The sequence below is a fragment of the Hymenobacter bucti genome (assembly GCF_042681145.1).
GTDB classification, from domain to species: domain Bacteria; phylum Bacteroidota; class Bacteroidia; order Cytophagales; family Hymenobacteraceae; genus Hymenobacter; species Hymenobacter bucti.
Genome location: NZ_JBHUFD010000003.1, coordinates 284,593 through 311,187, shown reverse-complemented (window position 1 = coordinate 311,187; position 26,595 = coordinate 284,593). Strand labels below are relative to the sequence as shown.

General features: G+C 58.3%; 17 protein-coding genes. 12 read left to right on the top strand and 5 right to left on the bottom strand.

Annotated features, from left to right (window positions below; genetic code table 11):
- The first annotated feature begins 19 nt into the window (after positions 1-19).
- Positions 20-787, top strand: a complete 768-nt coding sequence (locus ACFSDX_RS09025; RefSeq protein ID WP_382313010.1) for a GIN domain-containing protein — start codon at positions 20-22, stop codon at positions 785-787.
- A 12-nt stretch (positions 788-799) separates the two neighbouring features.
- On the opposite strand, the gene ACFSDX_RS09020 is transcribed toward ACFSDX_RS09025, so the two are convergent.
- Entirely contained in the window at positions 800-1,522 is a 723-nt protein-coding gene (locus tag ACFSDX_RS09020; RefSeq protein ID WP_382313009.1) for an SDR family oxidoreductase, read from the bottom strand.
- 96 nt (positions 1,523-1,618) lie between these two features.
- Between ACFSDX_RS09020 and ACFSDX_RS09015 the strand changes: the two genes are divergently transcribed.
- The 8 genes from ACFSDX_RS09015 to ACFSDX_RS08980 all read left to right on the top strand — a co-directional run bounded on the left by ACFSDX_RS09015 (position 1,619) and on the right by ACFSDX_RS08980 (position 9,496).
- Positions 1,619-2,350, top strand: a complete 732-nt coding sequence (locus ACFSDX_RS09015; RefSeq protein WP_382313008.1) for an MlaE family ABC transporter permease — start codon at positions 1,619-1,621, stop codon at positions 2,348-2,350.
- Between the two features lie 105 nt (positions 2,351-2,455).
- Complete coding sequence (locus tag ACFSDX_RS09010; RefSeq protein ID WP_382313007.1) at positions 2,456-3,268, top strand: ABC transporter ATP-binding protein; 813 nt, start codon at positions 2,456-2,458, stop codon at positions 3,266-3,268.
- Positions 3,269-3,360: 92 nt separating this feature from the next.
- A complete protein-coding gene (fabG, locus tag ACFSDX_RS09005) occupies positions 3,361-4,110 on the top strand; it encodes a 3-oxoacyl-[acyl-carrier-protein] reductase (RefSeq protein WP_382313006.1) in 750 nt (249 codons plus the stop codon).
- A 7-nt stretch (positions 4,111-4,117) separates the two neighbouring features.
- Positions 4,118-4,900, top strand: coding sequence for a DUF4262 domain-containing protein (locus tag ACFSDX_RS09000; protein ID WP_382313005.1), 783 nt, complete (start codon positions 4,118-4,120; stop codon positions 4,898-4,900).
- 22 nt (positions 4,901-4,922) lie between these two features.
- On the top strand, positions 4,923-5,588 hold the full coding sequence (locus tag ACFSDX_RS08995; protein ID WP_382313004.1) for a YiiX family permuted papain-like enzyme: 666 nt from the start codon (positions 4,923-4,925) through the stop codon (positions 5,586-5,588).
- Between the two features lie 57 nt (positions 5,589-5,645).
- The gene (locus ACFSDX_RS08990) at positions 5,646-7,724 is read left to right on the top strand and encodes a VWA domain-containing protein (protein WP_382313003.1); all 2,079 of its coding nucleotides are present in this window, start codon (positions 5,646-5,648) and stop codon (positions 7,722-7,724) included.
- A gap of 139 nt (positions 7,725-7,863) precedes the next feature.
- Complete coding sequence (locus ACFSDX_RS08985) at positions 7,864-8,514, top strand: pseudouridine synthase (RefSeq protein WP_382313002.1); 651 nt, start codon at positions 7,864-7,866, stop codon at positions 8,512-8,514.
- Positions 8,515-8,530: 16 nt separating this feature from the next.
- Entirely contained in the window at positions 8,531-9,496 is a 966-nt protein-coding gene (locus ACFSDX_RS08980; protein ID WP_382313001.1) for an alpha/beta hydrolase, read from the top strand.
- A gap of 101 nt (positions 9,497-9,597) precedes the next feature.
- On the opposite strand, the gene ACFSDX_RS08975 is transcribed toward ACFSDX_RS08980, so the two are convergent.
- The 4 genes from ACFSDX_RS08975 to ACFSDX_RS08960 form a co-directional block, all read right to left on the bottom strand.
- Positions 9,598-12,747: an efflux RND transporter permease subunit gene (locus ACFSDX_RS08975; RefSeq protein ID WP_382313000.1), complete on the bottom strand. Its 3,150-nt coding sequence runs from the start codon at positions 12,745-12,747 to the stop codon at positions 9,598-9,600.
- 135 nt (positions 12,748-12,882) lie between these two features.
- Positions 12,883-13,974 (bottom strand): efflux RND transporter periplasmic adaptor subunit, encoded by a 1,092-nt coding sequence (locus tag ACFSDX_RS08970; protein ID WP_382312999.1) that lies wholly within the window; start codon positions 13,972-13,974, stop codon positions 12,883-12,885.
- Positions 13,975-14,094: 120 nt separating this feature from the next.
- Positions 14,095-15,489, bottom strand: a complete 1,395-nt coding sequence (locus ACFSDX_RS08965; protein WP_382312998.1) for a TolC family protein — start codon at positions 15,487-15,489, stop codon at positions 14,095-14,097.
- 147 nt (positions 15,490-15,636) lie between these two features.
- Positions 15,637-17,013: a sensor histidine kinase gene (locus ACFSDX_RS08960; protein ID WP_382312997.1), complete on the bottom strand. Its 1,377-nt coding sequence runs from the start codon at positions 17,011-17,013 to the stop codon at positions 15,637-15,639.
- Between the two features lie 377 nt (positions 17,014-17,390).
- Between ACFSDX_RS08960 and ACFSDX_RS08955 the strand changes: the two genes are divergently transcribed.
- The 3 genes from ACFSDX_RS08955 to ACFSDX_RS08945 all read left to right on the top strand — a co-directional run bounded on the left by ACFSDX_RS08955 (position 17,391) and on the right by ACFSDX_RS08945 (position 26,586).
- Positions 17,391-20,549, top strand: coding sequence for a SusC/RagA family TonB-linked outer membrane protein (locus ACFSDX_RS08955; protein WP_382312996.1), 3,159 nt, complete (start codon positions 17,391-17,393; stop codon positions 20,547-20,549).
- Positions 20,550-20,571: 22 nt separating this feature from the next.
- Complete coding sequence (locus tag ACFSDX_RS08950) at positions 20,572-22,242, top strand: RagB/SusD family nutrient uptake outer membrane protein (protein WP_382312995.1); 1,671 nt, start codon at positions 20,572-20,574, stop codon at positions 22,240-22,242.
- Between the two features lie 1,170 nt (positions 22,243-23,412).
- Positions 23,413-26,586 (top strand): SusC/RagA family TonB-linked outer membrane protein, encoded by a 3,174-nt coding sequence (locus ACFSDX_RS08945; protein ID WP_382312994.1) that lies wholly within the window; start codon positions 23,413-23,415, stop codon positions 26,584-26,586.
- Positions 26,587-26,595 lie beyond the last annotated feature (9 nt).

The following is a 26,595-nucleotide window of genomic DNA, read 5'->3' as shown; positions in this document are numbered from 1 at the left end:
TTTAATGAAATTTTAGGCGATGGCTTTTCTAATCTGGCTGCAAAGTAAGGCCCTAGGGCGGCTGCAACGCGGCGCGTGGCTGCTGGCGGGCGCCATTGGCCTATGTGCCTGCACGGCCGAAGTTGACTGCTTGAAAAGCAATGGCAGCGTAGTTACGCACCGCCGCGCCGTGGACCGCCGCACCCGCACGGTGCTGGTCTACGACAACGTGGACCTCACCATCGTGCCCGATACGGCTACCTACGCCGAGGTGCGCGCCGGCGAGCACGTCATCGACGGCCTCACGCTCACCTACCAGGACGCCCGCACCCTGGTGCTCAACAACACCAACCGCTGCAACTGGGCGCGCAGCTACGACACGCCCTACGAAGTTCGCCTGCACGTGCCGCACCTCACCGATGTGCGGCAGCTCGGCTACGGCCTCGTCAGCACGGCCAGCCGCTGGACGCAGGACACGCTGTTTGTGCACCTGCTCGGGGCTGGCGACGTGCAGCTTGACCTGACCAGCAAGTATTTATACGCCGATATGTATGAGCTCGGCGACATGACGCTCAACGGCACCGCTGATGAGTTTCACGCGCTGGTAGGCGGCACCGGTTTTCTATTGGCGGGCGGACTAGCCACGCGCAGCTGCTTTTTCGAGACCACCCGCACGAGTATCGGCGATGCCCACGTGCAGACCACGCAGCACCTAGGGGGCACCGTGGCGGGCAAAGGCACGCTCTACTACACCGGTAGCCCCAGCAGCCTCGACATTAAGGGCATGGGCAAAGTAGTGAGGCAGTAGCGAGCCTGTCGCTTACAGTAAATCACCTAGCTGGGGGCGAATAACCAGCTCCTCTACCACGGCCTGCGGCGAGAGGCTGAAGGCCGAGAAGACGGCCTCGGCCACGTCTTCGCAGCGGATAAAGCGCTCGGGCGGCTCCCCCACCCCGTCCCAGCTGCGGGTGAGCGTGGCGCCGGGCAGCACGGCCGTCACGCGGACGTTCTGGGTTTTCAGCTCCTCGCGCAGGGTTTTGGTGAAGCCCAGCAGCGCAAATTTGGCGATGCCATACGAGCCGCCGTTGGGATACGCCATGAGGCTGGCCGTGGAGCAGATGGTGAAAATATGCCCGTTGCGCTGCGCTGTAAAAGCCGGCAGCAGCGCCCGGGTTACGTCGTAGGCACTCAGCAGGTTGGCCCCCAGCATATCGCGCAGGCGCGAGCCATCGGCGGGCTCGTCTTGCAGGCGGCCGGGCGCGAAGGCTCCGGCATTGTTGATGAGGGCCGCCAGGGGCAGGCCGAGGCTCAGTACAAAGCCCGCAAAGCGCTGGCAGTCGTCCCATTGCCCTAGGTCGGCCGGGTGGGTGTGCAGTTGGCCAAGCGCTGCGGTGGGCAGCTCCGCTCGCAGTTGCGCCAGCCCCTGGGCCGAGCGGGCGCAGGTGGCCACCGCGTAGCCCGCCCGCAGGAAGCGCTCGACCAATGCTCGGCCAATGCCCTGGCTACCGCCCGTCACGACAACTAATTGCGAAGAAGAATTCACTGTTTTTCGGTTTTTTACGTATGACGCGGCAGGGTGCTTGGTCCTCGCAAGCGCGGGCTTATCCGGGCACCCTCTACTTCCGTTTACCTCCTCTCTATGCTCAAAGTTTTCGGCTCTTTCGTCTTGTTTTTGCAAAATATGGTTTCGCGCACCGAGCGGCTGCGCGTTATCTGGAGGCGCTTTATGGAAGAATCTATCCTTATCGGAGTCGATTCTATCTTCATTGTGGGCATCGTATCGGCCTTTATCGGGGCCGTTACCTGCATTCAGATTGCCTACAACCTCACCAACCCGCTCATCCCGAAGTCGACCATCGGCTACATGGTGCGCGAAATGACGATTTTGGAGCTGGCGCCCACCATCACGAGCATTGTGCTGGCTGGTAAAGTGGGCTCGTCCATCGCGGGCGGCCTAGGTACCATGCGCATCACCGAGCAGATTTCGGCGCTGGAGGTCATGGGCATCAATGCCACTTCTTACCTGGTGCTGCCGCGCATTCTCGCCTCTATCTTCATGTTTCCGCTCCTCGTTATTCTGGCGATGGCGCTGAGCATCCTGGGTGGATACCTAGCCGGCACGCTTTCGGGCGTGATGGCAGCCACTGACTACATTGAAGGCATTCGCACTGATTTTATTCCGTACAATATTTTCTTTGCCCTGATTAAGGCCGTCGTATTCGCGTTTTTGGTATCGGGTATTTCGGCTTACAAAGGCTTTTATACCGAGGGCGGTGCCCTGGAAGTAGGCGCGGCCAGCACCTCGGCCGTTACCAACTCCATCATCGCTATCCTGCTGGCCGACTATGCCTTGGCGGCGATATTGCTCTAAATTAACTGTTGAACTGTTGAATGGTTAAGCTACTGGGCTGCCTTGTTGCTTGAATCCTTGAACAATCCATCAGTTTAGCCATTCGACAATTCCGCAACTCTGTATATGATTGAAATATCGAACCTTCAGAAGTCTTTCGGCGAAAACCAGGTGCTGAAAGGCGTGAGCTGTACCCTCGAAACCGGCAAATGCAACCTGCTACTCGGCGGCTCGGGCACCGGTAAAAGTGTACTCCTCTCGTGCATTGTGGGCTTGCAAAAGCCTGATATTGGCTCTATTACCTTCGATGGCACCGTGTACACCAACGCCAAGGTGGACATCCGCCAGGAAATCCGTCGTAAAATCGGGATGCTCTTCCAGGGCTCGGCGTTGTTCGACTCGATGACGGTGGCCCAAAATGTGGAGTTTCCGCTGCAAATGCTAACGCCTGACATGACGCCCGAGGAGCGCCGCGACCGCGTTGAATTCTGCCTCAAGCGCGTGGGCCTAGAGAATGCGGGTGATAAGATGCCCTCCGACATTTCGGGTGGTATGAAAAAGCGCGTGGGCATTGCCCGTGCCATTGCGCCCAACTGCACCTACCTCTTCTGCGACGAGCCCAACTCGGGCCTCGACCCCGCCACGAGCATCAAGATTGACGAGCTGATTTACGAAATCACGCACGAATACAACATCACCACTGCCATCATTACCCACGACATGAACTCGGTGGTGGGCATCGGTGACCACATCATTTTCCTGCACCAGGGCCTAAAGCTCTGGGACGGTAACAAGGAGGAAATTCTGAACGCTAAGGTGCCCGAGTTGCGCGAGTTCATCTTTAGCTCGTCGCTGGTGCGCGCCGCCAAGCGTGTGGAGGAAGAAGACGGCCCCCAGGGCCTGGAGCACCTCGCCGCCGAGCCGCTCTCGGAGCTATAAAGTATTAATAGGTAATGGGTAATGGGCAATGGGCAACGGCGTAGAAGTCGTTACCCATTGCCCATTACCCATTACCTATTAATATTTGCCCCATGAATCAAACTCTCGTCGGAAAAGTAGCCCTCATCACGGGGGCCTCAAAGGGCATTGGCCGCGCCATTGCCACATTGTTTGCCCAGCAGGGCGCGCAGGTTGCGTTTACCTATTTGTCGTCGGTTGAGAAGGGCCAGGCGCTCGAAACCGAACTCGCCGCCCACGGCAGCAAAGTGAAAGGCTACCGTTCCGATGCCTCCGACCATGCCCAGGCCGAAAAGCTGGTTGATGACGTAGTAAAGGAGTTTGGTAAGCTGGATATTCTGGTCAACAACGCCGGCATCACGCAGGATGGTCTGCTCATGCGTATGAGCGAGGAGCAGTGGGACAACGTGCTCAACGTGAATCTCAAATCGGTGTTCAACCTCACTAAAGCCGCCACCAAGCCCATGATGCGCGCTAAAGTTGGCAGCATCATTAACATGACCTCCGTAGTCGGCATCAAGGGCAACGCCGGCCAGGCCAACTATGCCGCCAGCAAGGCCGGCATCATCGGCTTCACCAAGTCGGTAGCCCTGGAGCTTGGCTCGCGCAACATCCGCTGCAACGCCATTGCCCCCGGCTTCATCGAAACCGAAATGACCGACGCCCTCGACCCCAAGCAGGTCGACGAGTGGCGCAAGGCCATCCCGCTCAAGCGCGGCGGCTCACCCGAAGACGTGGCCAAGGCCACGGCGTTTCTGGCTTCGGATGACTCAGCATACATCACCGGGCAGGTGCTGCAAGTAGATGGCGGAATGCTGACCTAGCCGCAGGATGATTACGCCTGAGGAGCATGCCGAACATGATGCCGCCGCTGAAAGGCAGATTAGCAGCGACGTAGCGAAGTATGGGTTTCACGTCGCCATTGTTCCTGGCGATGGTTACTCCCCCGCTTTTGCCTACACTATCGGGCTGTACAAAACGCATGGGTACCCCGAGCTTATCTGTTTCAGCCTGAATCAGGACTTATTGCATTCGGTACTTTGGTCGGGTAAGGAGCTGCTGGATAAGCAGCCTATACCCGACCAAACCCTAGGTTACTCAGACTTTATCGGTGACTACGACGTGCGCCTTTTGACCGTCGATAAAGCTTGGTACAAGTACTACTTTGGCTACGGCATCTGGTTTAACCAAGGCCAAGACTTTCCAGCCCTGCAAATCGTCTGGCCTGATAAAAAAGCCCTCTTTCCTTGGGAAGAGGGCTTTAACCCAGCTTGGAAAGCTGGGCAGCCACTGCTTGACCGCAATCTGGATTTTAAGTTTCGGGAGGAACGTAACGTAGCGGTTTTCACCACCCGGCAGGTGCTGGAAGGATTACCCGTTTTGCGCGTCATTCACGAAGCCGATGGGGAGTGGCAATTTTTGTGCGACACGACATACGAAGTGGAGGACTTGAAAATTGTGGCGCTGGAAGCATTAGTCAAACGTGACTCTACCCTTAATGAGTTATTTCAGCTCAACTATGGCTGGCAAGCCCAACGCATAGTCAAAGCTGCTGACTGGCAAACAGAGGTATACGAATCGGAAGACGACGAAGAGGACGAAACAGAAGACTGACATGTCATTATCAGGTAAGCTGTTGTTTTCATCACTGCTACTAGCTGGCACGGCCGGCTTGTTTGCCTACCCGCGCCTAGGTGCCAAGTTCTACCGCTGGCAGGCCCAGCGCCAAGCCACTGCTGCCACGGCGCCCCTAGCGGCTACGCTGCACGAGGGCGACCTCATTTTCCACACCTCACAATCGGCCCAGAGCCAGGCCATTCAACTCGCCACGCACTCGCCCTACAGCCACTGCGGGCTGCTGTACAAAACCAACGGTGAGTGGCAGGTATTTGAGGCCGTGCAGCCGGTGAAGCTGACGCCGCTGACCCGCTGGGTGGCGCGGGGGCAGGGCCAACACTTCGTGGTGAAGCGCCTGCGCGATGCCCAAACAGCCCTCACGCCGGCCGCCCTAGGTCGGCTGCGGGCGGCGGGCCAGCCGATGCTGGGGCACAAGTACGACCTAGCTTTTGAGTGGTCGGATGAACGGATATATTGTTCAAAGCTCATTTGGAAGGTGTATGACCGCGGGCTGCACCGGCAACTCGGAAAATTGCAGCAGCTGCGCGACTTTGATCTGAGCCACCCCGCCGTGCGGGCCAAGCTGCGGGAACGCTACGGCGCGCAACTACCGTTGTCGGAGCCCGTCATTTCGCCGGCCAGTATCTTTAGCAGCCCCGAGTTGGTCACCGTCGTACGGCGGTAAGCGAGCGGGTTTGTTTCGTTTATTGCTTCGTGCTGCTTGGGTAGCGCCCCCCTGCTCTTGCTTTCTACTGCATATTCCCCCTGGTTTATCCTGTTGTGCCTAGCCGTGGGCGTGGGTTACGCGGCGCTGCTTTACTCGGCCAAGGCCCCATGGCGCCGGGTCGTTAATTACAGTTTGGCAGCGCTGCGCTTCGTGGTCGTCAGCTTCTTGTGCTTTTTACTGCTCTCGCCTTTTGTCAAGGCCACGACTACCCGCACTGAAGCGCCCACCGTGGTGCTGGCGATTGATAACTCGCAGTCGGTAAGCCTATTCACACCCAAGCAGGCCCTAGGACAGCTCACGGCCGGGCTGCCGCAGCTGGCGGCCACGCTGCGCGAAAAGGGCTTCCGCGTCGAAATGCGCACCCTCACCAAAGCCGAGGCCGCGCCCGACTCGCTGCGCTTCACCGCCGACCGTACCGACCTCAACAAGCTACTCATCGACAGCCGCGAGGCTACCGCCGACCGCAACCTGGCCGGCGTAGTACTCGTGAGCGACGGTATCGTAAACCAGGGTCAGGAGCCCCAATTTGCGGAGTTCAACTTCCCTATTTTTGGCGTGGCCCTAGGTGATACCATTGCCAAAAAAGACCTGCGCCTCACCGACCTGGCATACAACCGGGTAGCCTTCAGCGGCAATAAATTTCCGCTGGAAGCCGAAATCGGCTACGAAGGCTACGCGGGCGGTGTGGCCACCGTGGAAGTGCGCGAGGGCGGCCGGGTGCTGGAGTCGCGCCGCGTGGCGCTGCCCGCCGGCCGGCGCCGGCTCAAAGTCCCATTTTTGCTCACCGCGCCCGCGCCCGGCAAGCGTCGCTACGAGGTGCGCGTGGTGCCCCAAGCCGGCGAGTTTACGGTGCTGAATAATACTCGCACGGCCTTTATAGAGGTGGTGAAGGGCAAGCTGCGCGTGCTGCTGGCCGGGGCCGCGCCGCATCCCGATTTGAAAGCCTTACGAGCCGCCATTCTGGCTAATAACAACTTCGACCTGACGCTGAGCGTGGCCGGCGTGGGCGCGCCGCTGCCCGCCGGCACCACCTTCGACGTGGCCGTGCTGCACCAGCTGCCGGCGCGGGGCGGCCTAGGGCAGGAATTGCTGGCGCGGGTACGGGCGGCCCGCGTGCCGGTGCTCTACGTGCTGGGCGCGCAGTCCGACTTCGCGGCCTACGACCAGCTGAACGGCGGCGTGCGCGTGCAGCCGCGCGGCGCCCAAACCGACGAGGTGACGCCGCTGCCCAACCCCGGCTTCGCCCGCTTCCCGGTGGAAGAGGAAAGCCGGCGGCGCTTTGGGCAGTACCCGCCCGCGCAGGTGCCCTTTGGCGAGCTGCGGCTGAACGGCGGGGCCGAGGCCGCACTGTGGCAGCAGGTAGGCCGCCTGCCCACCCAAAAGCCGCTGCTGGTGTTTGGCAGCGCCACCGCTACCCCGAGGGCCGCCACGCTGCTGGCTGAAAACACCTGGCAGTGGCGCTTGCAGGAAGCTATCGCCCACGACGACCGCGCCGAGGCCTACGACCGCCTCATCGGCCGCACTTTACAACTCCTCACCCAAAACGCCAACAAAAAGCGCCTCGACGTGTACCCCACCCAGGATGCCTTCGGCACCCAAGACGATGTGACACTGGGCGCAGAGACCTACAACGCCGTGTTTGAGCGCATCTACGACCAGAAAATCACGCTTACCCTCACCGACTCGGCCCGCAAGACGCGCACCGTCGCGTTCAGCAACCCCGCCGATGGCTCGCCTCTGCACCTAGGGCCGCTGGCAGCCGGCACCTACCGCTACCAGGCCCGTGCCACGCTCGGCGGCCAAGCCCAGCAGGCCGCGGGGGAAATCCTGGTGCAAAACCAGCCTCTCGAAGCCCAGGAATCGCGGGCCGACCACCGCTTGCTGGCGCAGCTCAGCCGCCGCAGCGGTGGGCAGCTCTACTACCCCGCCCAACTCGATAAGCTAGCGCAGGACATCGTGGCCCGCAATTTCAAGCCAGTCATTTCCAGCGAAGAGGATTTGAAAGACCTGATTAACCTGAAGTGGCTGTTCTTCCTGCTGCTGGCATTGCTAACGGCCGAGTGGGCCACGCGCAAGTACCAAGGCGGCGTGTAAAACTCTATGCTTGCACACCTAGGCGAGCTAGTAGCGCGAACTTTGTAGTTCGCGTTTGCGAGCAGGCAACCGAATAGCCCGAACGAACGCGAACTACAAAGTTCGCGCTACGGCTCGCCGAATTTTAGCCCTTATTACCTTGAAATACATCCTTCTCAACAAGCCCTACGAAGTCCTCACCCAGTTCACCGATGAGCACGGCCGCGCCACGCTCAAAGACTTCGTGAGTGTGCCCGAAGTGTATCCCGTGGGCCGGCTCGACTTCGATAGCGAGGGCCTGCTGCTGCTCACCGACGACAAGCAACTCCAACACCGCCTCAGCGACCCGCGCTACAAAGTACCCAAGACCTACTGGGCGCAGGTGGAGGGCCTGCCCACCGAGGCGGCCCTAGAGCTGTTGCGGCAGGGCGTGCAGATTAAAGATGGCCTCACGCTGCCAGCTGAGGTGGCGGCGCTGCCCGAAGAAGCCACGGCCGACCTCTGGCCGCGCAACCCGCCCATTCGGTACCGGGCCAGCATCCCGACGAGCTGGCTGGCCATCACCATTTCGCAGGGCATGAACCGGCAGGTACGCAAGATGTGCGCCGCTGTGGGCCTACCCTGCCTGCGGCTGGTGCGCGTGGCCCTAGCTGAGCTGGCCGTGGGCGACCTAGCGCCCGGCCAGTGGCGCGAGCTGACTACTGACGAGGTAACGGCACTGCGTAGGCTGGCAGGCGCCGGCCAGAGCCATATCGTGGCCCGGCCGAAACCAGCGCGGCCGTATTCAGCTTCTAAGGGTCGTCGCGCCTAACCAACTTACTCGCCGCATGAAACGCCGCCTTATTCTGCTCGGAAGCCTAGTATTTGTTGCTAGCAACGTGGTGGCGTTTTTACACGCCTGGCGCTTCACGCACTTCTCCGACGAAGGGGGCGTGCACTCGCCCAACCCCGAGCAGCTGACCACCTCGCACAAGCTCTGGGTGCTGCTGACGGGCGTGCGCAATCCCAAGCCGCAGAACCTGCTGGAACCCAGCTTCGCGGTGCAGAACATCACCATCGATAGCCCCAACGGCCCGCTGTCAGCCTGGTACGCTAGGCCACCTGCGGCGACACCTAGGGGCACAGTAGCGCTGTTTCATGGCTACACGGGTAGCAAGGCGCACCTACTCCATGAGGCCAGCTACTTTCGCCGCCTAGGCTACGCGGTGCTGCTCGTAGACCAGACCGGCAATGGCAACTCGGCCGGCACCCGCACCACCATCGGCTACCGCGAGGCCGACGACGTGGCCGCCGCCGTGCAGTATCTGCGCGCCCAAAAGACCGCCGCCAGCCCCGATTCGCTCATCCTCTACGGCGTGAGCATGGGCGCGGTGGCTATCATGCGGGCCGAAGCCGAGCTAGGGATAAAAGCGGACATCAACATCCTGGAATGCCCCTACGGCACCATGCGCCAAACGGTGTACAATCGCTTTCATTCGATGCACGTGCCGGCATTTCCGCTGGCCGATATGCTGGTATTCTGGGGCGGCGTGCAAAACGGCTTTTGGGCTTATAGCCTACAGGGCGAGGAGTTTGCGCGCCGCATCACGACCCCTACCCTGCTGCTGTGGGGCACCGCCGACCCCCGCGTGACCCGCGCCGAAACCGACGCCATTTTTGCCAACCTCGCCGGCCCCAAGCAGCGGCTCGACTTTGATGGCTCGGGCCACGAGCCCTACTGGCTCAAACACCCGGAGGCGTGGCAGGAGGTGGTAATCAACTTTTTGGACAACCATAAAGCGCGGACGCGCTGATAGCAGTTGCGCCGCTGTGCGGCTAAGACTGCCGCTAGAACGGCCGCGCATAAAAAAAGGCTTGCGTGGTGCGCAAGCCTTTTTTATTGCTTCCAGCTACCCTAGGCGTGCGCATGCGCGCGGTTGGCGGGCAGGTCGTCGGCGTAGTGGGTGTGCTCGGCGCGGTAGGTGCGCTCGAAAATCAGGGGGAAGATGAACAGCGTGAGCACCGTGCCGGTGAGCAGGCCACCGATAACTACGATAGCCAGCGGCTTGGAAGTCTCCGAGCCGATGCCGGTGCTGAGGGCGGCTGGCATCAGGCCGATGATAGCCATGAGGGCCGTCATCACGACCGGGCGCACGCGGGAGGCGACGCCTTCCGAGAGGCTACGGTCAAGGCTCATCTTGTTGAGCATGTTCTGCTTAAAGACGCTGATAAGAATCACCCCGTTCTGAATACAGATACCGAACAAGGCGATAAAGCCGATACCGGCCGAAATCGAGAAGTTGGTGTGCGTGATGAGCAGCATTGCAATGCCGCCGATGAGGGCGAACGGCACGTTGAGCAGCACCAGGCCGGCATCTTTCAGATTACCAAACAGAATAAAGAGGATAAAGAAGATGAGCGCCAGCGAGATGGGCACCACCTGCGCCAGGCGCTGCGAGGCGCGGCGCTGGTTCTCAAAGTCGCCGGTCCACTTCATGGAGTAGCCCTTGGGCAGCACCACGGCTTTGTTCACTTTCTCCTGCGCCTCGGCGATGGCTGAACCCAGGTCGCGGCCCCGCACCGAGAATTTCACGGCTGAGAAACGGGTGTTGTCGTCGCGGTAAATCAGGCTGGGGCCGGTCACCGGCTTCACGTCGGCAATCTCATTCAGCGGCACCGTTTTGCCCGATTGGGTCGGCACCATGAGCGCGGCCACCTCGGTGGGCGACTCGCGGAACTGCGACTCGTAGCGCACCCGGATGGGGAACTTGCGCTCGCCCTCGTACATCTGGCTGGCTTGCTTGCCGCCCACCGCCATCTCGAGCACGGCGTTGGCATCACTCTTACTCACGCCGTAGCTAGCCATGCGGCGCTCGTCGAGGTCGGCGTGCAGCTCGGGCTGGCCGATATTGCGCAGCAGCCCTAGGTCGTCAATACCATCCACTTTTTGCAGCACCTCAAACACCTGACGGGCCTTGCCCTCCATCAGCTTGAGGTCGGTGCCATAGATTTTAACGGCGATGGAGCCTTTCACGCCCGACGCGGCTTCTTCCACGTTGTCGGTAATGGGCTGCGAAAAGTTGAAATCCACGCCGGGAAAGCGGTTCAGCTTCGCCTTCATGTGCGCGATGAGCTCCTCGCGGTACTCCTTCGATTTCATCTTTTTCTGCGTCGCATCATCGTGCTTGATTTGCACTAGAAACTCGTTGTTGTAGAAGCCCGTGGGGTCGGTGCCGTCGTTAGGGCGGCCGGTCTGGCTCACCACGTCGCTCACTTCGGGGAAGGAGATAAACACGCGCCGCATCTCGTTACAGAGCTTGTTCGAGGCGTCGAGCGAAATGCTCAGCGGCAACTGCGCTCGCACGTAAATCGAGCCTTCATTCAGCTCAGGCAAGAATTCGGTACCCAGGAACTGGTACATGCCCACGCCCACTACCACTAGCGCGGCGGCAAAAAGCAGGCTCGCCGTTTTGCGGGCGTAGGTGAAGTCAAACACGTTTTTGGCGCCTTTTGCGATGCCCCGCACCACAAAGTTGTCCTTTTCCCGCACGTTCTTGCGCAGCAGGATGCTGGCCAGCACCGGCACCAGCGTTAGCGTGAAAATCAGGGCCCCAAGCAGGGCAAAACCCAGCGTCCAAGCCAGCGGCGAGAACACCTTACCTTCCACTTTCTCGAACGAGAAAATGGGCAGCAACGCCGTGATAATGATGGCCTTGGCAAAGAAAATCGACTTACCCATCTCGCGGCCGGTCTTCTTGATGAGGCCCAGCTTGGCAAGCTTATTAAAGCGCTCCATACCTACCTCGTGGGCCTTGTGGTCTAGAGCCACAAAGAGTCCTTCCACCATCACCACGGCGCCGTCGATGATGATACCGAAGTCGATGGCGCCCATGCTGAGCAGGTTGGCGCTCATGCCCCGCAGGCGCAGGCAGATGAACGCGAACAGCAGCGCCAGCGGAATGATGATGCTCACAATGAGCGTCGTGCGCCAGTCGGCCATGAACAGAAACACAATCACCGTCACGAAAAGCATACCCTCCATCAGGTTGTGAATTACCGTTTCGGTCGAAAAGTCGATGAGCTGCTGGCGGTCGTAAAACGTGCTGATTTTAACGTCGGGCGGCAGAATCTTCTCGTTCAGCAGCTGCACTTTGGCTTGCAATAGCTTGATGACTTCGGACGGGTTTTCGCCCTTCCGCATCACCACGATGCCTTCTACTTTATCGTCCTCCAGGCCGCGGCCCACGCGCCCTAGGCGCGGCAAGGCCGACTCCTGCACCTGCGCCACGTCCTTGATGAGGATGGGCACGCCGTTCACGTTCTTCACGACCGTGTTGTTGATGTCCGAAATGTTGTTGAGCAGGCCGATGCCGCGCACCACGTAGTTCTGCTGGCCCTCGTTTATCACGTCGCCACCCACGTTGATGTTCGAGCGTTGCACGGCGTTGTAGAGATCTAGCGGCGTCAGGCTAAAATCCTGCAACTTACTGGGGTCTACCGATATTTCGTAGCTCTTCACCTCGCCGCCGAAGCTGTTCACGTCGGCCACGCCGGGCACGGCCTTCAGGTTGCGCTCGATAACCCAGTCCTGAATGGTTTTCAGTTCGCGGGTGCTTTTATCCTTGCTGGTCAAGGTGTAGCGGTAGATTTCGCCAGTGGGGCCGTAGGGCGGCTGCACCTCGGGGTTGGCACCCTCGGGCAGGTCGGCGCCGCTGAGCAGGTTATTAACCTGCACGCGGGCGTAGGCGTCGTCCACGCCGTCGTCAAAGATTACTTTCACCACCGACAGGCCGAAGAGCGTGGTCGAGCGCACGCTCGTCTTCTTCTGCACGGGGTTCAGCGCAATCTCGATGGGCGCCGTCACGAACTTCTCAATCTCCTCGGCCGAGCGGCCCGACCACTGCGTGATGATGGTGATTTCGGTGTTCGTCACGTCCGGAAACGCCTCGATGGGCGTGTTCCGGTAGCTGATGACCCCGGCGATAACCGCCACGAGCGTCATCAGGAATACAAAGCCCCGGTTTTTCAGGGAAAAGGCAATGATGCCTTGGATGAACTTATTCATTTAACAATTATCATTTAACATTTAACAGTTGCTCTTTCAGCGCCTTATCACTCCCCACCAACAGTAGAATTACCGCAGTTTAAGCCGCGCAACTCATTGCCTGTCAAATGTTAGATGATACCTGTTAAATGACAGTTAGTCATTCAGCTCGTCGTACACGAGCAATTGGTTCTTGGTAATAATCGCCTCGCCGGCCTTCAAATTACCGGTCACGTAGCTGATGTTGCCCACGGTTTTGGTCACCGTTACGGGGCGGGTATCAACCTCTTTTTGGCTCTTGTAAACGAGCACAAAATTCTGGTCTTTGTCAAACACTACCGAACTGGCGGGCACCGACAGCGCCTTCTGCGTGCCCGTATTCAGGATGCGGACCTGGGCGTACATCTCGGGTTTGAGCAGGTAGCCGGGGTTTTGCAGCTTGATGCGAACTTTGAGAGCCTTGCTCTCGGGGTCAAGCACGTTGAATACCTTATCAACCACGCCGGTAAAGTGCTTATCGGGGTACGATAGCGTGGTAATATCGGCCTGGTAGCCAACCTTCACTTTATCAATATCGGCCTCAAACACGTTGGCCAACACCCACACCTGGTCGAGGTCGGCGATAGTGAAAAACTTGTCCACGCTCGAGGTCGTGTACTGCATGTTTTCCGTCACGCTCTTGTCGGTGATGAAGCCCGACAGCGGCGCGACAACGGTATAATGGCCGTTTTTATCGACGCCGTAGATGCCGAGCTGCTTGCCCGTTTTGCCTAGGTTGCTCTGGGCTTTGCGTAGCTCTTCGCGAGCCAGCACTACATCGCGCTCGGCGGCCAGGCCGGCCTTGAACTGGTCTTCGGCCACGCTTAGGTTTTTCTGGGCGATGGCCAGGTCAGTACCGGCGTTGGAGTTTTGGTTTTGCACGTCGGCGATTTCGCCTGAGCGCACCACGGCCAGCACCTGGCCCTTGGTTACGTGGTCGCCGAGTTCCACGCGCAGGTCTTCGACCACGCCGCCCACCAGGGGCACCACGTTGGCCGTTTTGTCGCCGTTGGTGGTCACCTGGCCTGAGTACGACTGCTCGCTGCGCATCGGCTCGAGGCGCACGGTGTCGAAGGCCAGCTCTTTCAGGGTTTGGTTAGACAGAAAAAACTGCTTGGTAGCAGTGGGTTCTTCCTTCGCCGTTTCGGCCGGTTTAGAGCACGCGCCGAGACCTAGGGTCAGAAGGAAAAGGATGGTCGAACGATTCATTAGTTCAGTTAACAGTTATCAATTATCAGTTATCAGCGAGGCAGTTATCGGTCATCAATTATCATCCCTCTTGCGTGGACGCGGTATCCACTGGCTGATAATTGATGACTGATAATTGACTTACTCCGCCTTCAGCATCACGCGGCCCACGGAGAGGTTTACGCTCTCGAAGGCCCGCATCCGGTTGGCACGCAGCGTATTGAGCTGCAACACGTTATTTTTGTAGGCCTCGTAAAAGTCGAGGTACTCCACGATGCTGATGAGGCGCTTGGTGTAGCCCTGCTCGATGTTGTCGATGAGGCGCGAGAAGGGCGTGGTATCGCGGCTGGTGTGCTGGTAGAGCTCGTCCTGGCGCTGGGCTATCTGGTAGGCTTCGTGCACATCGCGGCGCACGGTGAGCTGCTGTTCAGCGGCCAGGGCTTGCGCGCTGTTTATCTGCGCCTTAGCGGCCTGAATATTACCCTGGTTGCGGTTGAAGATGGGCACCGCCATTCCCAGCGTTACCGAGTTATAGTTGTCGAAGTATGACCCTAGGCGGTCGTAGCTGTAGCCCACGGCCAGGTCGGGCGTGGCCACAGCGCGCTGCAGGCGCAGGTTTAGCTGCTGGCGCTGCACCTCGGCACGGCGGCTCAGCAGGTCGGCGCGGCGCACGAGGGCCGTGTCGATGAGCTGCTGCTCGGGGTAAGCGCCCAGCGATAAGTTGCGGATGCGGTCGGGGTTCGTGATGGGCCGGTACACGGCGTTGGTCGAGTCGCGCAGCAAAATGTGGAGGTCGGCCTGCGAATTGGCCTGGTCAGTTACTAGCCCCACGCGTTCGGTTTCCAGCGTAAACAAGAAGGCTTTCAAGCGAATAACCTCTTTGAGCGCAATATTTCCCTTCTCAAACTGGCTCTGGTAGAGGTCCACCGTGTGGCGCAGCTGCGGAATCTCAGCATCATACACGCGCAGCGTTTGCTGGCGGTAATGGATGTCGTAGAACGTGGTGCGCAGCTGAAAACGCAGGTTGCGCACCAGGTCTTCGAGGTTGAACTGCTCGACCACGGCGGCCTGCTGCCCTACCCGGCCCGCCGCCTTACGGCGGCCAGCCAGCGAGAAGAGCTGCTGGGCCTGAATGGCCACCTGGTTGCGGCGCAGGTCGGGGTTGTCGCCCACCGCGCCCTGCCGGTGAATGGCCTGCTGCAAGGCATTCTGGTCGAGCGTAACGGTGGGGTTGTCGATGAGGCGGGCCTGCACGGCCAGCGCCTGCTGGGCGGTGATGTTGTAGCGCTGGGCCAGCACCTGCAAGTTGTTTTGCACGAAGCGCGCTTCGGCGTCGGGCAAAGTCAGGCGCACGGTATCAGACGAAATCGCGCCGGCGATGAGGGGCGTTTGGGCGTGCGCAGTGGAGCTCAGGCCCAAACCCAGGCCCAGCACCAGCCCGCAATAGCGCAGCAATTGGCCCGCTTCACTGGCCCGCTGGGCCTTGGCAGGTAATAGGCAGCGGCGGGCCGCACCTAGGAATCTTTCTAAAATCACTTGCTTGTAGTCAGCCCTACTTGGGCCTTGAAGATACAAATTAGCGAAGCCGACATTAGGCCGGTATTAGAGAGACATTAAAAACGGATTAGAATAGGAAGAATTATGAATTTAAGCAGAATAATCCCAACTTTGTTTGCTGTTTACCTACTGATTAAAAGCTATTTCAGCCACCGTGCCGCGCCCTGCCTCCGAGCGCAGCGCCAGCGTGCCGCCGTGCAGGGCCACAATGCGCTGGGCCAGCGGCAGCCCTACCCCGTGCCCCACTACCCCACGCACGCTAGCCGCCCGAAAAAAAGGCTGAAACACCTGGGCTAAATCCTCTTCAGCAATGCCCTGCCCATCATCAACCACCTGCACTACCAGCCCGGTCCCGGCCGAATAGCGCAAGCTGAGCGTGACGCGCTGCTCAGTGCTGGAGTACTTCAGGGCGTTATCGACTAGGTTGCCGAGGGCGCGGGCTAGCAGCACACGGTGGCCTTTTAGCTCGAACACGGCCGGGTCGTCGGGCAGTTCGCTGAGGTCGCCTAGGTCTACTTGCACGCGGCTGCGCTGGGCAGGCGCCACGGCCTCACGCACCTCCCACAGCAACTCATCGAGGCGAATTTCATCGGTTAAGGGCACCGTTTCGTCGGCCTGCGCCATATCCAGCAAATTATTAATCAGTTGCTTGAGCTGCTGCAACTCGCTCAGCACCGACGTAGCACCTTCGCGGTACGTCTCGGCCGCCCGCTCGCGCGCCAGCAGCACTTGCAGCTCGCCGATGCTGGCCGTGAGCGGCGTGCGCAGCTCGTGCGAGGCGTTGCGCACAAAGGTGCGCTGGCCCTCAAAGCTGGTTTCGAGCCGCCCAAGCAGGCGGTTGAAGGTGCGGGCCAAGCGGCGCAGGTCGTCTTTCTCGCTGGTGCGCAGCGGCTCATCCACGCGCAGGTGCAAGTCTGCCGCCGTAATGCGGTCGACCTGGTCGTTGAGGGCCGCGATGGGCGCCAGCGCCCGGCCGGCAAAAATTCTGCCCACAAGGTAGATAACCACCAGGCTCAGCACAAAAATGCCCGTCATAATAGTAGCTAGGCTGTGCAGGCGCCGCTGCCCATACACATTTTCGGCCGCCGCCACTATCACGTAGTCGCCCTGGTTGTCGTGATAAAAAATACCCACGGCCTGCCGCGAGCCTATCTTAAAATACGACTCCTTATACAGGACGATGCGAGCCAGCTGCGCATCGCTCAGCCGCACGCGCTCGTCTTCGGCCACGAAACGCACGCGTCCACTGGCGTCGTAGACCTGCAAAATCTCGTTGGTGAGCGACTGCAGGTACTTTTTCTCGAAATCGCGGAAAGCCGTGGCGCGCATCTCATCCTTTTCGAGGTAGATGTAGCTCGTCACCTGCGCCCGCTCGCGCAGCCGCTGCCGAAACTCGCGCTGCGACGAGCCACTCTGCAGCAGGTACACCACCGTAAGCACGGCCAGTAGCAGCACGGCCACCACGCTCACAAATAGCCAGGTCAGACGGTTGCGAATGGTCATAATAGGAGAGAATACCTCGCAAATTACTAGCTGCGCGCACCCCTGCCGCAAACCAACCCGAGCTACACCACTGTCGCCAGTATCAGCCGGCGGCCGGCTAGCGAGGCCCAGCAGAGCATGAGCAGCTTTTTGACGATGGCGAGAGAATGGTCAATATTGGCAGTCGTCGCCTGATAATGCAGATTCAGCAGCCTAGGCTATCTAGCTTATTCTACTAAGAAAAGGACCATCGAAATGGGACAAATTACATTGCACACGCAGTTTTTGCAGCCATTGACCCATTTTTGTATGGTACTGACCAGGTTAGAGTGAACTCCTAATGAAATATCCCTTTATATTTGGCGCTCCGCTTCTTTTCATAAATTAATCCTTTACATATGAGGAAACTATTATTCCCGCTCTCTGCTATCGTCCTGATGGTAGGAACCAGGGACCTGCACGCCCAAAATCGTCCTATCACCGGCCGAGTAGTTGGTAGCGATGGCACAGGCCTACCCGGCGTTACGGTGCTAGTGAAAGGTGGAACGCAGGGTGCGGCTACCGATGTAGATGGCCGGTACACTTTGTCGGCGCCTGCTACTGCTACTACGCTGGTATTTTCTTTCGTGGGCTACACCAGCCAGGAAGCCAAGATTAGCGATGGCCCTATCAACATCACGCTGATTTCGAACCCGACCAGCCTCGACGAGGCTGTAGTCGTAGGCTATGGCACGCAAGAGCGCCGCGACCTAACGGGCTCCATTGCAACGGTACAAGGCGAAGCCGTGGCCAACCTCGCCTCGCCGAGCTTTGCACAGCAGCTTGGCGGCCGGGCGGCCGGCGTAAACGTTCAGACTCCGAGTGCCCTGCTGGGCACGCAGCCACGTATTCAGATTCGGGGTACCAACTCCATCTCGTCGGGCAGCTACCCGCTGGTAGTAGTGGATGGCCAACCCATTTTTACGGGCAACACCAGCGCATTTGCCAATGGCTCGAACGCACTGGCCGATATCAATCCCAACGATATTGAGTCGTACGAGATATTGAAGGATGGCTCCGCTACTGCCATTTACGGTTCACGGGCGGCCAATGGGGTTATCCTCATTACGACCAAGCGGGGCCGCAAGGGCAGAACTAATGTTAGCTACGATACCTACATGGGCGTGGCCCAGACGCTGAAGCGTTACAGTGTACTAGGAGCTAATGACTTTATCACTATCGCCAATGAGCGGGACCGCAACGCGGGCGGCACTGGCACGGTTGCGCAGGCCTACACGGACACTAATAATGCCGGCAACAATGGGGTAAGCACTGATTGGCAGAATGAGATTTTCCGGACTGGCTTTCAGCAAAATCACGTTCTTTCCGTGTCGGGAGCCACTGACAAAACGAATTACTACTTCTCGGGTGGCTACACCGACCAAACGGGGGTTATCAAGGCTAACTCGCTGCGTCGGTTTTCCTTCCGGGCAAATATCGACAGCGAGGTAAAAAGCTGGTTGAAGGTGGGCATGACGATGGGCCTGACCCGTTCGCAAGTCATGGGCCTGAACAGCAGCACCAACGGCTTGTCGGGCAACGTAGCCGGCGCACTCGCGCTGCTACCAAACGTACCGGCGCGCAACGCCGACGGCACGCCTTATGTAAATGCAGCCGGTATTTTGGGGCAAGGCAATAACACGCAATCTATTGCTTTCAATTACCCAAACATCATCTTCCCGCTGGAGAACAACATCTATCGCTCTATTAGCTACCGCATCCTGGGTAGCGGCTACTTAGAGGTAGAGCCCCTAAAAAACCTGCGCCTGCGCTCGCAAATGGGTACCGACACCCAGCTGCAGGACGACTTCCAGTATCTAGACCCCCGGCAGGGCGATGGCCGCAGCGCCAATGGCTCGGTGTACCAGCTTTTTGGGCCTAGCATTCGTTGGAACTGGGTAAATACGGCCTCCTACAACAACGTCATTGCCGACGACCACAAAATAAACGCGGTAGTTGGGGCTGAGTATCAGAAAACGACTGGTTCCTATTTCACCGCAAATGGCGTAGGCCTTTCGGACCGGACGCTGGGGCAGAATGGTATTATCAGTTCCACGCTGGCCACGCCAACCATTGGGGGTGATTATTTCGAGAACGGCTTGCAGTCCTATTTTGGCCGGATAAACTACTCGTTCAAAGACCGTTATCTGCTCAGCTTCACCATGCGCTCGGATGCCTTGTCGTCCTTGCCGATAGCTAATCGCCGGGGCTTGTTCCCCGGGGGCTCGGTGGGCTGGCGCGTGTCGGAAGAGTCGTTCTTCAAAAACTCGGCCTTGGCCAAGTCGTGGACCGATTTCAAGCTGCGCGGCTCCTACGCCGTTGTGGGTAATACCGACATCGGTAATTTTCCCTACGTTGGCTATTATTCGCCGGCGCAGTATGCGTCCATGTCGGGCATTAGTTACGGCCAGTTCGGCAACGACCAGTTGAAGTGGGAAACCTCCAAGAAGCAGGATTACGGCGTTGACCTCGGTTTCTTCAGTGGTCGCATCACCGTAAGCGCCGATTACTACCGCAACGATATTGATGGCCTCATTCTGGCCGTCCGCACTCCGCTTTCAGTCGGCGTACCGGGCAATAGCTACAATGCCAACGTTGGCTCGATGTACAATCAGGGCTTTGAGTTGACAATTGCCACGCAGAATATCAGCAACGAGAATTTCTCTTGGTCGTCAAGCTTCAACTTTTCAACCAATAAGAACAAGATAACGGCCCTCAACAACAACGAGGACATCCTGTACACCTACAACATCAACCGGGTAGGCGAGTCGATTTCTGCCCTGTACGGCTACGATTACCAAGGCGTAAACCCTGCCAACGGTAGCCCCATCTACAAGCGTCCCAACGGCGACCTGATTCAGGCCAGCACGGCCGCTTCGGGTAACACCGTGAACCGGTACTACACCTTCGACTCTAACAACCCGGGGGCAGCCCTAGTAACTTCGGGCACGGGAGCCAACGTAACGACGACCATCAACAATAGCGACAAGATTCTCCTCGGTCAGACTAACCCTAAGTTTTTCGGTGGGTTCGACAACACCTTTACTTACAAGGGCTTCGACCTAGGTATTTTCCTGCGCTATAATGTTGGCAACCGCATTATGAACGTAACGCGCCAGCAATTGCTGCGCACGGACTTTCTGAACAACGGTAGTGAAATATTGGCTCGCTGGCAGAATCCAGGGGACATCACGAATACGCCACGCAACGTATCGGGCACCAGCGATTTCATCAACACGACCAATAATGCCTCGTCTCGCTTTGTGGAGAACGGCAGCTTCCTACGTCTGCAGAACATTTCGCTTGGCTACAACCTACCAGCTCGCTTATTGGGCCCGGTTAACCTAAGCCGCGTACGGGTTTTTGTGCAAGCGCAAAACATTGCAACCATCACCAAATACCGTGGTGTTGACCCCGAAGTCAATACTAACTACACGTCGAATTCGCAGGCTGGGGTTGACTACAACAGCAACCCGCAGCAGCGGGTGTTTACGGGTGGTGTAAACGTAGCTTTCTAATCTTTTGCTTCCGTTAGGTTCAATGAAAAATATACTATCCTTCTTAGTGGGCAGCCGTCAGCGCGCCTTAACTATTGCCTTCGGGGCAACACTAGGCTTAGGGGCTTGCGAAGTAACTGATTTGCAGCCCAAAAATGTGCTCTCGGAAACGGCCGTGTACAACGACCCAGCGCGCGTGGCCCTGGCCGTAGCCGGGGTATACAACTCGGCCCAGTCGGGCTTTTACGACCCTCTGAACGGTAGCGGGCTTGTGGTACGGGGCTATCCTTTCGGAGCCGCAACCAATGCGCTGGATGATGCGCGCGGCGAAGATGTATCGGATATGGCAGGCTTTTTTAGCCTTGTGTTTGCCAATACGTTTACTTCCTCGAGCCCCAACGTGGTGAACATCTGGTCGAACGCCTATGCAGTCATCAACCAGGCCAACGTTACCATTGAAGGTATCAAGCAAGCGCAGGCAGCGGGCGTAATCACGGCGGCCGACGAGCTGATATACGAAGGCGAGCTCCGCTTCTTGCGGGCGCTGGCACACCACGAGCTAGTGATGCACTTCTCCCGCCCCTTCACGGACGGCAATGGCAGCGCAATAGGTGTTCCTTACCGGGACTTCGCCGTCAATACCCCAGCATCGGTAGCTCAAGCACGCGCGCTGGCCCGTGGCACAGTAGCTGACGATTATACGAAGATGTTGGCCGACCTAGATTTTGCCGAAACCAATCTGCCAGTTACGCGCTCCATTTCGGGGGCTGTTGCGCCATCGGTCACTCGTGCTACCAAAGCTGCTGCTGTTGCCCTAAAGCAGCGTATTCGCCTGCACCAAGCTAACTGGGCAGCGGCAGTCACGGAGGGCAACAAGCTAATTTCGGGCACTACGACTTTTACCAGCCCAACCAGTATTGGTACCTACAGCCTCATGCCTACCCAGCGGGCGGCCTTCCCCGGCGGGGCAACTACCACTGCGGAGAACGTATTTTCGGTAGAAAACAGTGCGGCCGATAACCCCGGCGTAAACGGCGCTCTAGCCAACGTGTATGGCTCGTCGGCAGCACCCGCCAACGGCGGCATCAATGGCCGGGCACTGCTGGCCGTTAGCCCTAACCTCTACAACGCGTCGTTCTTTACCTGCAACGACTTGCGCCGCACGGTAATGATGCAACCCGACGGCGTGCGGCCCTGCTACGTTATCAAAAAGTACACCGATGCTGCAACCAGCTCTGACTTTGCGCCCATCATTCGCTATGCAGAGGTACTGCTAAATCAGGCCGAAGCCTTGGCTCGCACAGGCACGAACGACGCCCTCGCGTTGCGCCTGCTTAACGCGGTGCGTAATCGGTCGGTGACGACCGATGGTGACCAATATGCGGCAGGCTCACTGACGGGCACCAGCCTGGTGCGCGCTATTCTGAATGAGCGCCGCATCGAGTTCATCGGCGAAGGCAAGCGCTGGGGCGACATTTCCCGCCTATCGCCAGATGCCACGTATTCGCCAGTAAGTGGCGGCGGTATACCGGCTAAGTTCAACGGTACCGTTGGCGGCCAAGTAACGCTAGCCCGCTACGCCTGCGGTAACACGTCCTTACTAACCGGCCAGTTGGTATCCCCTGTTGTTTACACTAGTTCGCTATTCTTGTGGCCTATTCCGCAACTAGAAATCGCCAATAATCCCTCTGTAACGCAGAATCCGGGGTATTAAGCATTCTCACAGCTTCCCGTCCCGTCTAGCTATGCACTGACAGGGATAAAAACAAAACCCCCGCTCGGATTTTCCGGCGGGGGTTTTTGTTTGCCGATGAGTTTGGCTTGGCATTGGGTAGCTCAAGGCTTACGCAGGCGTTCCGGCTTGTAGAGCGACACCGCCTGTTTGGCCAATAAGCGCGCCTAAGTCAGGTTGTCGGGCGGCATAGACAAGCACTCATCTTTCAAGATACCATTCACCCGCTTGGCCAGCGCGGTCTGCTAATAGCTATGCCGTTGGCCACTGAGCAAGGCAAGCCTGCCTACCGTAGAGCTGCCCCACAGTAATAGCTGCCGCGGCTAGAATAATATGTGGCAGCCGCAGGTGGCCCGACAGTCCGCCTATAGCAAATTGCTAGGCCCGCATCTACCTAGCAGTTTGTGGGACACGGGCAGGTGCTGGCTACGCAGCAGCGTAAAGAGAATATCGCACCCATAGATTAGACCTCGGGTGCGCAGGCGAGGTCGATTTTACACAGCAGCTCACGCATACCTAGGCGCGGTGGCAATGTGCGCCTGGCTTGCTCCGTTTGCCGGGCCTATCAATGGCGATGCTAATACATAGGCTGGCATGAGACACTGAAACGCTGGTAAGCCAGCTACCAGCTCATTTTTAGCAGCTTCGAGTTGGGAAACGACCGCTGTAGATACTGTTTTGGCAAGGGAAATAGTATGGGCTACACTCGAGTGTCTAATTCACCGGTAGGTACGCGCCGGGGTAAATGTGCTTGGCCTGCTGCAGAACAACAAAGCGGGTAGCCCCTAACAAGCGCCGTGCTGCGGTCTCAAATGCCATAGCAGTGTATTGGCTGTTTTTGCTGAGCTCGCCGCGAGCCACCTCACCCACCATCATCAATTCAGGGGCTAGAATATAGTCAGTTTGACGATACTTAACGCATTTTCATACGGGTGTTTACATAGAACCTTTCAGAGAATTACGAAAGTGTGCTCAGATATAGGTAATTCGAGAAATATGGGTTCTTTTAAGAGGTCGTTTTATGATACAAGTATATCTTCTATCATTACAGACATATTTTTTTATAGTCTTTATCGTAAAAAAGTGCTTTCTTCATGAAATACTCCTCTATATTTGGCACTCTACTTCTTTTCAACAATTTTACTTTTTATTATGAGGAAACTCTTATTCCCTCTTTCTGCTGTCGTCCTGATGGTAGGAGCCCGGGACCTCCATGCCCAAAATCGTCCCGTCACCGGCCGGGTTATTGGCAGTGACGGAGTGGGCTTGCCCGGCGTTACAGTGCTGGTGAAGGGCGGAACGCAGGGCACAGCTACCGACGTAGATGGCCGGTACACTTTAGCCGTGCCGGCTACAGCCACTACACTGGTTTTCTCCTTTGTGGGCTACGATAGCAAAGAAGCAAAAATTGGTGATGGCCCCATTAACATCACCCTGACTTCTAATCCGACCAGCCTCGATGAGGCCGTAGTAGTGGGCTACGGTACGCAATCGCGTCGCGACCTGACGGGCAGCGTGGCTACTGTGGCAGGCAAGGAAATTGCCAACCTACCAGTGCAAAGCTTCGACCAGGCCTTGCAGGGCCGGGCGGCGGGCGTAAACATTACTACTCCCAACGGCGTGCTGAACAATCCACCCGTTATTCGCATCCGGGGCGTGAACTCAATTGCGCTTAGCACTCAGCCACTCGTGGTTATCGACGGCGTGCCGACCTTCACGGGCAATAACTCGGCCATTGGTGCCGTACCCAACAACCCGCTGGGCAATATCAACCCGGCCGATATCGAGAGCGTGGACGTGCTCAAGGACGCGTCGGCCACGGCTATTTACGGCTCGCGGGCGGCGGGCGGCATTATTCTGGTCACGACCAAGCAGGGTAAGAAGGGCCAGGGCCGGTTGTCGTATGATGCCTGGGCCGGCCTGACGCAAGCCGTACGCCTCTACGATGTGCTGGGGGCAACGGACTACATGACAATTAAGAATGAGGCTGTTAATAATCTAAGAGCTAATCAAGGACTTCCGCTAAATGCTACTGGTCCCTTCCTGCCTACGCTCAATGCCGACGGCAGCACCGTTGACACGCGCTGGTACGACTACATCTACCGTACGGGCTTTTCGCAAAGCCACAACCTGAACTTCTCGGGCGGTACCGACAAAACGACCTACTACGCGTCGGTGAACTACACCAAGCAGAAGGGCATGCTGGTAAACAACGAGTTCCGGCGCTACGCCTCCCGCCTCAACGTGGAGCACACGCTCTTCAACAAGGTTAAAGTAGGCCTGCGCTTCAACTACTCCAACAACCTCAACTCGTCGCCCAACTCGGGCTCGGTGGGTGGCGCGGACGGAGCGTTTGGTATTTCGGGCCTCGGCCGGGTGCCGCTGGTACTGCCGCCCAACATCAGCCCCTACAACGCCGACGGCACCTACAACACGAACGGGCCCAACATCGGGTCGGGGGCCAACCTCAACCCCACCGGCGCCAGCGGCGGGTTGGTAACCGGCTATTTCAACCCCGTGGTAGACCTCGACAACAACTACTACACGTCCGAGAGCAACCAAATTCAGGGCAGCGCCTACCTAGGGTGGGAAATCCTGAAGGGCCTGAACCTACGCACCCAGTTTGGCCTCGACAACACTTCTTTCGAGGATAAGTCGTTCAGCACGCCCATCGCGGGCGATGGCTACCCCGGCGGCTCGGCCACCAACGTTTTCCGCACCAACAAGCGCTGGGACTGGCAGACTACGGCCCAGTACGACCGCACGTTCAGCGACAAGCACAACGTGTCAGTGCTGGTCGGCACCGAGCAACAGCAAACCAACGTGCTGCGCTGGGGCGCGGTCCGCACGCTGGTGGCCGACCCGTTCTTCACCACCTTCCAGGGCAACTTCACTAACATTGCCGCGACGGGTAACGACTACGGATTCAACTACTTGGTATCGTTCTTTGGCCGGGTGAACTATAACTACAACCGCAAGTACCTGCTGACCTTCAATGCGCGGCGCGATGGCTACTCGGCATTTGCCAACAAATGGGGTAACTTCTACGGCGCCTCGCTGGGCTACGCCATTTCGGAAGAAGACTTCTGGAAAAGCTCCGCACTGGGCCAGGCCGTTTCCTTCCTGAAAGTGACGGGTAGCTTCGGCAACGTAGGCAACAACCAGGGTATTAATGACTTCGTTTCGCAGTCTACGTACACCTCGGGCCTGAACGCGGCCAATTCTACGCTGTACTTCTCCAACGCCGGCAACCGGGCCCTGACCTGGGAAACCAGCAAGAAAACCGACCTGGGCCTCTCCTTTGGCTTATTGCAGGACCGCCTGACGGGCAACTTCGCCTACTATCGCAATTTAGTGGACGGGCTTATTTTGAATGTGCCCACGTCGCCCTCCCGCGGGGTTCCCAACAACTCCATCGCCGCCAACGTTGGCTCGATGCTGAACAGCGGGGTCGAGTTTGATTTGCGGTTCAATGCCATTCAGGGCAAGAACTTTAGCTGGACGGTGAGTGGCAACATCTCGACCCTCAAAAACCGCGTGGAAGCTTTGGCCACTGAGGGCCAGCGCATTGGCACTGCTACCTCGGGCCTGGAAACCGTTAACTACACGGAAACCGGCCGCTCGATTGGCAGCATCCTGGCCGTGCCTACGCTGGGGGTAAACCCGGCCAATGGCCGGCGCCTGATACAAAAGGCCAATGGCACCGTGGCACAGTTTGACCTGACGGCCGGCTGGACAACCGTGAATGCCGATGGCACCAACGGCGCCAGCACGACGGCGCCCACTCAGCTCACCGATGGTGTGTACTACGGACCCGTGCTGCCTACCTGGTACGGCGGCTTTGATAACACGTTCCGCTTCAAAAACTTTGACCTGGGCGTATTCGTCCAATTCTCGGGCGGCAACTACATCTATAACGGCACCAAGGCCGGCTTGCATGACCAGCGCTTCTGGAACAACAGCACCGACATCTTAGAGCGCTGGACCACCCCGGGCCAGAATGCCAAGTACCCGCGGGTAGTGTACGGCGACAACGTCTCGAACGGGTCGGCCCTCATCATGTCCTCCAACGTGGAGAAGGGCGACTTTGCCCGCCTGCGCAACGTGCAGCTCGGCTACACCCTCAGCCAAACCCAGCTGAGTGCGCTTAAAGTAGCCTCGGTGCGCGTATACGTGCAAGTGCAAAACGCGGCACTGGTGACTGGCTATACTGGCATAGACCCCGAAATCTCGTCGAATGGCGCCAACAACGGTGCCGCCGGCGTCGACCGCAACTCGGTAGGACAAGCCCGCACCTACACTGCCGGACTCAACATTGGCTTTTAATTATAGCAC